Source organism: Solibacillus cecembensis, assembly GCF_050272495.1.
Lineage (GTDB): Bacteria > Bacillota > Bacilli > Bacillales_A > Planococcaceae > Solibacillus > Solibacillus cecembensis.
In genome coordinates, this window is record NZ_JBNNMF010000003.1 from 115,477 (window position 1) to 128,451 (window position 12,975).

A 12,975-nucleotide genomic window follows, 5' to 3' on the forward strand; every position below is an offset into this window, starting at 1 on the left:
AATATAGCATAGTTCTAATATTGTTATTCATAAATTTATAAAGGGGAAATACCACAGCCTATGGTGTAGGAAATAGTGAAGGAGTTTTGAAACGGAAACAAATGCTACAGGCGTTACCATTACAAAGTACATTGGAATAACAAAAGATGTAATCATTCCAGCCACAATTAAAGGTAAAGAGGTGAAGAGTATAGAGTGGTGCTATTTTCCACGGATGGTTTAAGGACCAAGTATATACAATTGATTGGGATTTTGCTGTTTCAGCACTTATGACCATTTTAATTCAATAGATATAAAAAAAGGGGAGAGTTTAATATATTATATTTGGTAATTAACAAAAATAATATGTTGTAACAAGTTTTTATTCTAATGATCTTGAATAGGGTTTAGGTTATATTATAAAAAATAAGTAAATGGTTTAAAATGGTAATATATTGCGTGCAAAATGTTACTGAAGGGAATTATTTGACGAGCTTAGAAGTGAATATTCAAACTACTATATTCAGCGAAGAGAGGGAAAGTAATATGAAAAAATTGAAAGTATCATTTATTCTCGTATTTGTAATGATGGTGATAGGAGTTCCTATCACTCAAGCGGCATCAACTACTAATGCTTCTGGAATATCAATTTCCGTTAATGGAAATGAAATTCCTAGTGACATCTCACCTGTAATTTATGGAGGGACAACGTTAGTACCTTTACGAACTCTTCAAGATGCCTTTGATGTATCCTTTGAATGGAATAATTCTACGAAAACACTAACCTTTGTTAAAGGAGATAAATCAGGAACGCTGATTGTCGGTAACCAGACTGCTAGTATTAATGTTGGTGGAAAAAAGAATACGATGACACTTAATCAGCCACCCATGATTATTCAAAACCGGATAATGGCGCCAGTCCGATTTATTGGCGAATTATTAGATGAGAAAATTGTCTGGGATGCTACGAAACAAATGATAAGTGTTACTACCGATTCATCGCCTTCCGATGTGTCAGGTAATTCTAAAGGAGATAAGGGCGAAACAGGAGCAACAGGTTCGCAAGGAGATAAGGGCGAAACAGGAGCAACAGGTTCGCAAGGAGATAAGGGCGAAACAGGAGCAACAGGACCACATGGAGATAAGGGTGACACAGGAGCAACAGGACCAGCAGGCCCACAAGGAGATAAGGGCGAAACAGGAGTAACAGGCCCAGCAGGATCACAAGGAGATAAGGGTGATACAGGAGCAACAGGCCCAGCAGGACCACAAGGACCGCAAGGAGAAAGCGGAGATAATAAATTAGCTTATGGATACGCAGAAAATCCAATTTTTTCAGGTTCTGTGACTGAGGCAGGTGTACCTTTAATATGGGGTAATATGGGTGGTATTGCAGGTAATTTTGATTCTTCGCCGGATGGTATTATTGTATTGAAGGGTGGGACATACTATATAACCTATCATGTTAACTTAAAAGTAGCTAAATCTATAGGGGTGAGATTGTTGATAGATGGTTCACCTTTACTTAAATCTTCAATACCCAAGGGTGATGCAAAATCAAGCTATTCAGGTACTGTTATAGTAAATATACCTCCAGGATCTAAAATATCACTGCAACTTTACGATGCAATTGAATCAGTGGAGTTATTAGAAATGAATCAGGGGCAGGGAGCATCTATGACCATATTAAAAGTTAGCTAAGCATGTAATCAAGAATTGTTTGTGAAACAACCGATTGTCATTAATATTGTAACTTCATTATCATTAAAATTGATGTTTGGTAAACGGCGCACATATTTAGTGATGTTCCCTCAACACATTGGGCAATGGGAGAAATTGAGGCAGTTGCAACAGAATGATTATAAAAAAATATAATCAAAAACTACATCTGTACGGTTGGGAAGGACTCCGCCGTTACATGTGTAGTTTTTACTGTTAAAAATAAGGTTAAAAAACATTGAACAGATGGAAATTAACCGTATTATGAATGAAAATCTATTAGGTGCCATGGTGTTCAAAAATTAAAAGAGAGAATTGCGTTTGGTAACCATTCTTTCCTTAACGTTGTGAATCTGCATAAATTTAACTAGATCCCGTAATTCAACAAGCTGGACTATTTGTTTAATAGTACGGCTATCTTGATTTTTTTTATGTCATTTTACAGTATAAAAAAAGGAATTAATTTTTATTAATGTGTTTTAGGTCTTCTTGTAAATTCCTAATTTCTTCAGTTTGATCAAGAATATTATTATTTACTTTTCGAATGGCATCGTAAATCGCAAAAGTACTGAAAAAAACTAGCGCTCCCAATAGTATACTCATTATTTACCTCTTCCTCTTCAGTATACAAAATTAATGAATTCATTTATGTCGAATGAAATTTAATTTTCAAACCTCATATTTGTATTTGCATTTTGCTACTCACACTTTCCATCCCGAAATGTTCATAAAATTCGATTGCATTTGTATTGAATGCCCAAACATTTAATTCGACCGAGGCAGCGCCCATTTCCTTAGCCCAGTCAGTACAAGCTTCAAATAGTAATTTTCCAACACCTTGCTTTTGCGCATCCTTTTTTACACCAAAATCATGAATGTAGCCATATTTACGTTGTACTAATGATTGGAATGAAGGTGAGGATTCGATACTTATAACAGCAAAACCGATGACAGTTTCATTATTTTTAGCAATGAAAATGGTACTGTTTGTATCTTCGAGTAATTCTTGATAATAAGATTCCGGCATCACTGAATCAACATTTTTAAATATAGTTGGCATATGGAGCGCATGTTCTTCGTGGCCTTCTTTCACTAGAGCATTCACAGCTAAATAATCTTCTTTTGACGCTATACTAATGATTGGCATAGTTTTTCATCTCCTTTAAAAGGGTGTTTTTGAAATTGTACCATAGCTAAAATGTAATTGGAATATTAATGGTAAATGGATATTGGTAGTTCTTTTAACGACCAAAAAGACATTTTGGCAAAGGCGCAAAATGTCTCATTGTTACGAAATATCTTTTAAAATAGGATTAATTCATTCAGGTGTGCGAACGACTAATACATCGCATTTGGCATGGCGAACGATTGCTTCGGTAATGGAGCCGATAAAAAATCGATCGACTGCATTTAATCCAGTTGCTCCACAAATAATTAAATCAACGGGTACAAGATCTGTTAATTTTTTTGACAAAATACTTTTCGGAATACCATGTGTAATGACCGTGTTTACATTGGTAACGCCCGCTTCTGTTGCTAGTGTACGGTAATTTTCCAGTAAAACTTCGCCATGCTTTTTTACAAGTTTATTCATATTTTCAAATAACAAATCGACACTTGTTGAAACACTTGTATCGATGACATGAACAATATGTAAAGTTGAACCGACATTGCGTTTTGCTACGTCAATTGCTTTACGGAATGCGAGTTCTGCTTCTTTTGAGCCGTCTACTGCAACGACGATATTTTGATAATGGTTCGCCATAAGAAATTCCTCCTTTAGATTAGTTTTATTATATCAAATATTATGTGAATTAAAAATGTTGGACCGTTATTAGTTAAAATATTAGGAAATAAAAACAGGTGAGGGACTAATACGAGTCCATCACCTGTTTTTAGTGTGTATTATTTTGTTTAAGTGGAACCGAGTTTAATGTTACTTTTGTTTAATTGGAATGAGTTTCAACGTTTTTTGAATACGGAATGCGAAGAAACCTGCGAAAATCGCTAATATAATATCTTTTGGCATGGGAGGTAACATCCATAACCAAGCCATTTTATAAGTAAAACCTTCTGGAGCGGCTGCCCATAATTTATAAGCATAATACATCCAAGTAGTTCCTAAAACATAGTTGATTGCTGTTGCCGTAAGCGCTGCGGTAACATAGGCAATTCGTGTTTGATAACGCTCTACGATTAAGCCTGCCACATAGGCACTTAAAATAAATGTTACGATAAATCCAAATGTTGGTTTCAAAATATATGAAAAACCGCCCATAAATAGTGAAAACACCGGCGCGCCAGCAAGACCAATCAGCATATAAACAGTGCAAGCAATTGCTCCTTTTCGACTACCTAATACTAAGCCTGCTAAAATAGCAAAAAAGGTTTGAAGTGTAATCGGAACCCCGCCAATTGCTAAAAAGGGAACAATTGTAGTAATATTCGCTCCAATCATAATAAGTGTTGCAAACAATGCACTATAAACGAGGTCAATCGTTTTAAAGTTAGACGTTCTAGATACAGTTTCCATAGTAAGCTCCTTAATGTTAATGTATGAAGAGAATAGGTTAACGTAAATATAAATGGAAATAGAAGGATTGTCAACTGATTTTTTTATTTGGTTAACATAAGAGTTTTGAACGGATAAACGTTAGAATTGACGGATAAATTCTGAAATAGATGGATAAAAGTTAGATAACGACGGATAAATCCAAAATTGAGGCTATAATAAAAGACAAAGCTTGAAAGAAGAAAAGAGGATACGATGAAGAGTCAAACAAACGAAAATTTCGGATTTCATTTTGATAATAGTTACTTACAATTACCGCATGAATTTTATAGCAAAGTGATATTGGATCCAGTTGAAAATCCAGCAATCCTATTATTGAACCGAACTTTGGCTAAGCAGCTTGAATTGGATGTAGATGCGCTATTTAAAGAAGGTGCACCGATTCTTACAGGGAGTCAAATGCCGAAAGAAGCGGCACAAATTGCACAAGCATATGCAGGACATCAGTTTGGCCATTTTAATATGCTTGGAGATGGTCGTGCTTTATTGATTGGGGAGCATGTGACAAAAAATAATACGCGATTTGATATTCAGTTGAAGGGCGCGGGTCGCACACCTTATTCACGTGGTGGAGACGGTCGTGCTGCATTAGGACCGATGTTGCGTGAGTTTTTAATAAGCGAGGCAATGTTTGCATTACATGTCCCAACAACGCGCAGTTTAGCGGTCACGACAACAGGTGAGCCGATTTATCGTGAGCAAGTATATGAAGGGGCAGTGCTAACACGTGTTGCCTCAAGTCATTTACGCGTTGGAACATTTCAATATGCCGCGAGTTTTTGTGACCGTGATTCATTAACGGAATTAGCGGACTATGCGATTATGCGTCACTACCCCGAATTAATGCAGTCTGAAAATCGCTATTTAGCATTTCTTGAGGAAGTGTTAGACCGCCAAGCAGCTCTTATTGCGAATTGGCAACTCATTGGGTTTATTCACGGTGTAATGAATACCGATAATATGACGATTAGTGGGGAAACAATTGATTATGGACCATGTGCGTTTATGGATCAGTACAATCGAGGTACAGTGTTTAGCTCAATTGATACGCAATCGCGCTATGCATACGGCAATCAGCCTCAGATGGCAGGATGGAATATTGCCCGATTTGCAGAAAGTTTATTACCACTCATTCATGATGATGTAGACGAGGCGATACAGCTCGCTCAAAAGACAATTGAACAGTTTTCGTCTATATATGAAGCGTATTATTATAATGGGATGCGTGAAAAGCTGGGCATGTTAACTGTGGAGCCAGAGGACGAGGCGTTAGTGGATGAATTACTTGCTTTAATGGAAGAATTTGAAGCAGATTATACGAATACATTACGTGTCTTATCTGAAAATAAGCAAACGAATGAAGCGATTTTCCAGTCTCCAAAATTTATGGAGTGGGAGCAAAGGTGGCTGACGCGAATTTCGCAACAAGGGACGACCTTAGAAGAAGCGTTGCAAGTAATGCAATCGGTCAATCCGATTGTCATTCCACGAAATCATCAAGTAGAGCAAGCGATTCAAACATTTGTAGAAGGGGACACAGCACCTTTTATGGAGCTATTGCAAGTGCTAACAAATCCATTCCATTTGCAGCCAGAACATCAAAAATACACGCAGCTACCAAATGATGATGCACCGCCATTTGTAAGTTATTGTGGGACGTAAAATAAAAGTGGGAGATGTTGTTTAATCAACATCTCCCACTATTTTTAACTAATTATGACAATCGATTACGATAATCCTCATATTGGAACGAACGAATAACTTTGATCCCTTGCTCATCATTGTATGAGCAAATACTTGGTAAGTTAACCCCGTTGAACATATGCGTTTTGACCATCGTATAATGTGCCATGTCCGTAAAGACAAGCTTGTCACCAGGTTGTAATGGTTCATCGAATGAGTAATCACCGATAATATCCCCAGCAAGACAAGTCATCCCACCTAAGCGGTACGTATATTGCTTTTCATTTGGCATACCTGAACCAATAATCATCGCGCGGTAAGGCATTTCCAATGTATCTGGCATATGGCAAGTTGCAGAAGAATCAATGATTGCGAGTTCCATACCATTGTGGACAATATCAAGTACTGTCGCCACTAAATAGCCGGTATTTAATGCAACCGCTTCACCTGGTTCTAAAATAACTTTTACGCCATAAGTATCTTGAATGCGTTTAATTAAGCTTACTAAAAGCTCCACATCATAGCCTTCACGTGTAATATGATGACCTCCACCAAAGTTAATCCATTTCATTTGATGTAAGTACTTACCATACTTTTCTTCAAAGTGGACAAGAATACGCTCTAGTACGTCCGCGCCTTGCTCACACATCGCATGGAAATGAATGCCCTCTACACCGTCAAGCTCGTCCGGACGGAATGATTCTACCGGAATACCGAGACGTGAATTGATGTAGCAAGGGTCATATAGTGGTGTTTCAACCTCTGAATAACCAGGATTTACACGTAAACCAATTGAAATGTTTTTCTCATGATTTTGCACTTTTTGCTTGTACTTATTTAGCTGATCAAAAGAATTGAACACAATATGGTCTACATACGTTAAATATTCATCGATTTCATGTTCTGCATAAGCAGGGGCATATGCATGGACCTCTTTGCCGAATTCTTCATAGCCTAAACGAGCTTCGAATAGAGAAGATGAAGTAATTCCTACAAGGTAGTTTTTCGCTAACGGAAATGTCGACCACATGGAAAAGCCTTTTAAAGCTAATAAAATTTCGCAGCCTGTACGGTCTTGTACGGACTTTAACAGTTCTAAGTTTTTTGTTAATAAGCGCTCGTCCACGACAAATGCAGGTGAAGGTGCCGCTTGCCAATCAATTCCTGTTGTTTGATCGAGTGCTTCTTCCATAATGGATCGCTTGCGTTCATTTTTCACGCTGCTCATTATGCCTTAACCTTTACTTCAGAAGTGAAATCTAAATCAACTAAATCAGGATTTTCTGTTTCTTGCCATGGAAGACCCCATTTGTTTAATGCATCCATGAATGGATCTGGATTGAAATCTTCTACGTTCCAAACGCCTGGTTTTTGCCATTCGCCCTTCATCACAAGCATAGCACCGATCATTGCAGGTACACCTGTTGTATAAGAAATCGCTTGAGAACCTACTTCGCGGTAGCACTCTTGGTGATCGCAAATGTTATAAACGTAGTAAGTTTTTTCTTTTCCGTCTTTTAACCCTCTTACGATACAACCGATATTCGTTTTACCTTTAGTAAGTGGCCCTAATGTTGCTGGGTCAGGTAATACCGCTTTTAAAAATTGGATTGGCTGAATCATTTGACCTTGGAATTCAATTGGTTCAATTGATGTCATACCAACATTTTCAAGTACGTTTAAGTGTGTTATATATTTATCGCCAAACGTCATCCAGAAGCGGATTTGTTTTAAGCCTTTAATATTTTTTGCTAAAGATTCTAATTCTTCATGGTAAAGAAGGTAGCAATTTTTTTCGCCGATTTCTGGTAAATTGTAAACCATTTTATATTCTAAAGGCTCCGTTTCAACCCATTCGCCTTCTTTCCAAAAACGCCCGTTCGCTGTAATTTCGCGAATGTTGATTTCTGGGTTGAAGTTCGTAGCGAATGGAAGTCCGTGGTCTCCACCGTTTGCATCAACGATATCAATGTAATGAATTTCATCGAAGTGATGCTTTTGTGCATGCGCTGTGAATACGCCTGTTACACCTGGGTCGAAACCAGAACCTAGAAGTGCAGTAATGCCTGCTTCTTCAAAACGCTCCTTATATGCCCATTGCCATTTATATTCGAATTTCGCAGTATCAAGTGGCTCATAATTTGCCGTATCGATATAATGCGTCTTTGTTGCTAAACATGCATCCATAATTGTTAAGTCTTGATATGGTAAAGCTACGTTAATTACCACATCTGGTTTAAATCCATTGATTAGTTCAATTAGTTCGTCCGTATTGTCCGCATCCACCTGTGCAGTATGGATAATCGTTTTACCGCCGTCTAATTTTTCCTTCAAAGCATCGCATTTAGATTTTGTTCGACTTGCGATCATAATCTCCTCGAATACTTCAGAATTTTGTACACATTTGTGTACGACTACGCTAGCTACTCCGCCAGCACCAATAATCAATGCTTTACCCAATTCCTTGTCACGCTCCCAATCTTAATTTAATTTATTTTGTTTCAATTCGAAACAAGATTGATTATATAGAATAGTAGTGCAGTTAGCAATTATCTTTTTATTAAAATATTATTGAAGGGTTATTTTGTTTTTAAAAAAGAAAAAACATGCAAAAATGAGCATTTGCATGTTTAGATATAGTAAAATTTCGAAGGGTTTGTGTGTGTTAGTGATAACTTTTGTCGCTTTACTTCACGTGTGCCTTTTGCAGAAGTGCATCTTTAGTTGTTACGGCATCTACCGCATCATAAATCGTACTTTCAAAATGATTTACTTGTAGAGATGTGACGCCTTGAATTGTTGTACCACCTGGGGAACAAACTTGGTCAATAAGTGCCCACGGATGCGCTTCAGATTGCAATACCATTTGTGCGCTGCCTAAAACAGAGCTTGCGGCAATTTCAAGTGCCATTTGCTTTGGCATGCCTTCACGAACTGCGGCGCGTGCGAGAGAATCGATATATAAATACGTAAACGCGGGAGAAGAGCAACCGATTGATGTAAAAATCGAAAATAGATTTTCCGGTAATTCTACAATTGTTCCGACAGTCGAAAATAATTGTTCTACTAAGTTTTTTTGCTCTACATTAGTAGATTGTGTTGAGTAACAGCTTGTAGAGGCACCAATTGTTGCATTGATGTTCGGCATAACGCGGAAAACAGTCGTTGTTGGCAGGAAGCTTTGTTGTAAATACTCAAGTGATTTTCCTGCTGCTATGGAAATGACAAGATGATTGTCCATTAATTGTTGTTTAATTATTGGCAGTACGTCGGGAAACATTTGAGGTTTGACAGCAATTACGATGACATCTACGTTTTGCATCAGTTCTTCAATAGATGAAGCAGCTTGTATGCCATACATTTGAACAAGTGCATCTGTCTTTTTTTGTGAGCGGTTAATTCCGTAAATGGAAGAGGCTTCAAACTCACCACTTGCTACCATACCTTTAATAATTGCGGAGGCCATATTTCCAAGCCCAATAAAACCGTATTTCATTTCTTATTCCTTCTTTCATATTAAAAAAGCATCATGTATGCCTTTAAATTCGCATGAACACATAGCGACTAGTATACCTCACGTTAAAAGGAATGCAAATAAATAGCTATATGTTAGATACTGATAAGGATAGGAAATGCATAGCGCCAACAAAAGTTGAATGCAAAAAAATCATCGCACTGGACTATGTCAGCAGGATGATTTATATGTGTAGAAATCATAGTTTATTATAAGAAAAATGCGTTTTTAATGCCGATTGGCCAATCCACAACTTGACCATTTTCCGTTTTTACTTCTAACACTAAAATCTCATTTTCAATCGCCTCAAGTAGCCAATCACTATATAAAAGTAACGGTTTTTTTTCTTCTAATAATTCTTTGAGCTCATTATTTGTGATCGATAAAATTTCTGATTCACAAGTTAAATGAACATGCTGCGGAATAATTTGAAGATTTCCGATTTTGATCGTTCCTGGAATCGTGCCATCAATTTCAATTAGGTACGTCGTGATAACTTGCTTCTTATAATCCACAGTTGTTTCCGTAACGAAATCAAATTTCACAGGATATTCTGCATCATTTACAATAGCGGTGCTTCTACTAACAACGCTGATCGGTAAATTTTGTAATGATTTTTCGAAACGATTCTTAAATTTTAATAAAACATCTTCCGACAAGACAACCATTAAAATCACTCCTTTGATTAATAATGTAAAAATACGCATTAAAACAAAAAACTAAGGGAATAATAGAAAAAGATTCATTCTGTTCCTAACTTGCTTTTACAGAAGAATAATTGATAGGCTATTAATTAAGTATATTAGTATTTAGTATAGCCAATTTTAAGATGATGTGAATTGAAAGAAGAGTAAATTTTGTGAACATATTGTCGTTCTACCGATACACATGTAAAATATAAGTAATGGATAAGATATGAAAAATTACATTGACTTAGCATTGATGGAGTGAAGCGCATGAAAAATAAGAAGAATATTAAAAAGCATGGAAATGTCGTTCTTTTCCCAGGTACTACAGAACGTCTATTAGATGAAGCGCGTGAACTTGCTGAAAACAATCACTATGTACAGGCAAATGAATTATTTGACAAGGTATTTAAGTTAACACCGGGTGATGAAACCTCTTTAAGTGTTTATGCGTATTCTTTATATGAAACGAAAAATTTCAATAAGGCGAAAGAAATATGCGAAGAGATATTGACGCTTGGTCCGAGTATGTATTTTGAAGTAATGGAGCTGTATTTAACGATTTGCATGCAACTGAGACAATATAAACAAGTGGAAAAAATCATCGCTTCCTTATTTGAAGAGGATGTTATTCCATTAGATCAGGTCGAAAAATTCCAACGATTAAAAAAGCTGAATGCGGATATTGCAGGAAATCAAAATGCACAGCTAGAAGAATTTGCGGAAGGCACTTCATTTGAAGAAATGTTTGAGTTGGACGGGGCAGCGTTTATGCAAAAGTCCTTTCCGGCACAATTAGTCATCGTCCATGAGCTAGAAGGAAAAAATGTTCGACCAATGCTGGCTGAATTGAAATGGATTATCGAGCATGATGAGATACACCCATTTGTTCAAAGCTTACTATTAATTTTATTAGTGGAGCAAGATGTTAGCGAATCACTTACTATTTCTAAATTGAATCGGACAGAGACGGTTAATCCTTCTCAATTAGAACTGCCGATGGAGATGCCGCAATTTCAAGTAATCTACCAACATATTTTGAATCGTTTGGAGCAGGAGCCCTCTACACTGGATTTAGTGCAATCGCTACTTGCTAAACACGCTATTGTTACGTATCCATTTGAATGGCTCGATTACGATAGTGAAGATGTGGCCATTAGCTATATTGATTTTGTGAAGACCATGTTCGGGGAAATTCAAGAAATGGATTATGAACTGATCGACTTTATTCAAGGTCTAGAAGCATTAGTGAATTTAACTGACATGTGAAAAAAGTTGAAACATTGAGCATATATGTTATACTAAAATGGTTGTCAAATTATATAAATGACGAGTTTGTTAAACAAACAAAAGTTAACTTTGGAGGTAATATAAATGTCAGTACAATGGGAAAAACAAGAAGGTAACCAAGGATTATTAACAGTTACTGTAGCTGCTGTAGAAGTAGATAAAGCAATTGATGGAGCATTTAAAAAAGTAGTAAAACAAATTAACGTACCAGGTTTCCGTAAAGGGAAAATGCCTCGTCCGATGTTTGAAAAAATGTACGGTGTAGAAGCATTATACCAAGATGCATTAGAAATCGTGATTAACTCTTCATACCCAACAGCTCTAGATGAGTCTGGTGTTGAACCAGTTGATTTCCCTGAAATCGCGGGTACTGAAAACTTCGCTAAAGGGACTGACTTCACTTACACTGCAACAGTAACTGTGAAACCAGAACCAAAATTAGGCGAATATAAAGGCTTAGAAGTTACAAAACTTTCAGTTGAAGTAACAGACGAAGAAGTAGAAGCGCAAATCACAGCTCAATTAGCTAAAAAAGCAGAATTAGAAATTAAAGAAGATGAAGCAATCGTTGATGGCGATACAGCTGTAATCGACTTTGATGGTTTTGTAGGCGAAGAAGCTTTCGAAGGCGGTAAAGGTGAAGATTACGCACTTGAAATCGGTTCAGGTTCTTTCATTCCTGGATTTGAAGAGCAATTAGTAGGCGCTAAATCTGGCGAAACAAAAGACGTAATGGTTACTTTCCCAGCAGAATACCACGCTGAAGAGTTAGCTGGTAAAGAAGCGAAGTTTGTAGTAGCTATTAAAGAAGTAAAAACAAAAGTACTTCCTGAGTTAAACGACGCATTCGCTAAAGAAATCGACCCAGAAGTTGAAACGGTTGATGCTTTACGTGCAAAAATTAAAGAAACAACTGCTGCTCAAAAAGAAGCAGAATCAGAAGGTTCTTTACGTGACGAACTAGTAGAAAAAGCTGCTGAAAACGCAGAAGTTGACGTTCCAAAAGGAATGATCAATACAGAAGTAGACCGCATGATCCAAGAATTCGGTCAACGTCTACAATCACAAGGTATGAACCTTGAATTATACTACCAATTCTCAGGTCAAAACGAGCAAGCTTTACGTGAACAAATGGCTACTGATGCAGAAAGCCGCGTACGTGTTTCTTTAGTATTAGAAGCAATCGGTCAAGCTGAAAACATCGCAGTTACTGAAGAAGACATCAACGCTGAAGTTGAAAAAATGTCTGCTCAATTCGGTATGACAAACGAGCAAATTTTAACTGCTTTAGGTGGTACTTCAGTTTTAGAGAACGATATTCGTACTCAAAAAACAGTAGAACTTTTAGTTGAAAACGCTAAAATCTCTAACTAATCATTTTTTTAGTAGTTAGTAAAATAGAACTTTGACAAGGTACGGATTTCCCGTACCTTGTTTTATCAAATATTCACCTTTTGACAAAACATAATATAATTGAACATTATTTGTTGCAAGAGAAGTTTTTCTAATACATAATCAATTTTAATACAATA

Annotated in this window: 12 protein-coding genes; 4 read left to right on the forward strand and 8 right to left on the reverse strand. The window is 36.8% G+C overall.

Translation table 11 applies throughout. The features are described 5' to 3' along the window. Window positions 1-465 precede the first annotated feature (465 nt). Window positions 466-1,680, forward strand: coding sequence for a stalk domain-containing protein (locus tag ACQKIH_RS03825; RefSeq protein ID WP_427763542.1), 1,215 nt, complete (start codon window positions 466-468; stop codon window positions 1,678-1,680). Between the two features lie 477 nt (window positions 1,681-2,157). On the opposite strand, the gene ACQKIH_RS03830 is transcribed toward ACQKIH_RS03825, so the two are convergent. The 4 genes from ACQKIH_RS03830 to ACQKIH_RS03845 form a co-directional block, all read right to left on the reverse strand. Beyond that, entirely contained in the window at window positions 2,158-2,301 is a 144-nt protein-coding gene (locus tag ACQKIH_RS03830) for a hypothetical protein (RefSeq protein WP_427763544.1), read from the reverse strand. A gap of 73 nt (window positions 2,302-2,374) precedes the next feature. Then, window positions 2,375-2,845, reverse strand: a complete 471-nt coding sequence (locus tag ACQKIH_RS03835) for a GNAT family N-acetyltransferase (RefSeq protein WP_427763545.1) — start codon at window positions 2,843-2,845, stop codon at window positions 2,375-2,377. 171 nt (window positions 2,846-3,016) lie between these two features. Next, on the reverse strand, window positions 3,017-3,463 hold the full coding sequence (locus ACQKIH_RS03840) for a universal stress protein (RefSeq protein WP_427763547.1): 447 nt from the start codon (window positions 3,461-3,463) through the stop codon (window positions 3,017-3,019). A 171-nt stretch (window positions 3,464-3,634) separates the two neighbouring features. After that, window positions 3,635-4,231: a biotin transporter BioY gene (locus ACQKIH_RS03845; protein WP_057987479.1), complete on the reverse strand. Its 597-nt coding sequence runs from the start codon at window positions 4,229-4,231 to the stop codon at window positions 3,635-3,637. A gap of 234 nt (window positions 4,232-4,465) precedes the next feature. Here ACQKIH_RS03845 and ACQKIH_RS03850 point away from each other — a divergent pair, with 234 nt between their 5' ends. Beyond that, window positions 4,466-5,932 (forward strand): protein adenylyltransferase SelO, encoded by a 1,467-nt coding sequence (locus tag ACQKIH_RS03850; RefSeq protein ID WP_427763550.1) that lies wholly within the window; start codon window positions 4,466-4,468, stop codon window positions 5,930-5,932. A gap of 52 nt (window positions 5,933-5,984) precedes the next feature. Here ACQKIH_RS03850 and nspC read toward each other — a convergent pair whose 3' ends face one another. The 4 genes from nspC to ACQKIH_RS03870 all read right to left on the reverse strand — a co-directional run bounded on the left by nspC (window position 5,985) and on the right by ACQKIH_RS03870 (window position 10,135). Continuing rightward, on the reverse strand, window positions 5,985-7,145 hold the full coding sequence (gene nspC, locus ACQKIH_RS03855; protein ID WP_427763721.1) for a carboxynorspermidine decarboxylase: 1,161 nt from the start codon (window positions 7,143-7,145) through the stop codon (window positions 5,985-5,987). Window positions 7,146-7,180: 35 nt separating this feature from the next. Then, on the reverse strand, window positions 7,181-8,413 hold the full coding sequence (locus ACQKIH_RS03860) for a saccharopine dehydrogenase family protein (RefSeq protein ID WP_427763552.1): 1,233 nt from the start codon (window positions 8,411-8,413) through the stop codon (window positions 7,181-7,183). Window positions 8,414-8,639: 226 nt separating this feature from the next. Beyond that, a complete protein-coding gene (proC, locus tag ACQKIH_RS03865) occupies window positions 8,640-9,449 on the reverse strand; it encodes a pyrroline-5-carboxylate reductase (protein ID WP_057987473.1) in 810 nt (269 codons plus the stop codon). A gap of 227 nt (window positions 9,450-9,676) precedes the next feature. Further along, a complete protein-coding gene (locus ACQKIH_RS03870) occupies window positions 9,677-10,135 on the reverse strand; it encodes a hypothetical protein (RefSeq protein WP_057987471.1) in 459 nt (152 codons plus the stop codon). A gap of 288 nt (window positions 10,136-10,423) precedes the next feature. Between ACQKIH_RS03870 and ACQKIH_RS03875 the strand changes: the two genes are divergently transcribed. Further along, on the forward strand, window positions 10,424-11,422 hold the full coding sequence (locus tag ACQKIH_RS03875; RefSeq protein WP_057987469.1) for a tetratricopeptide repeat protein: 999 nt from the start codon (window positions 10,424-10,426) through the stop codon (window positions 11,420-11,422). A gap of 105 nt (window positions 11,423-11,527) precedes the next feature. Next, window positions 11,528-12,817 carry a trigger factor gene (tig, locus tag ACQKIH_RS03880; protein ID WP_057987467.1) on the forward strand — a complete coding sequence of 430 codons (1,290 nt, stop codon included), beginning with the start codon at window positions 11,528-11,530 and terminating at the stop codon, window positions 12,815-12,817. Window positions 12,818-12,975: the final 158 nt, after the last annotated feature.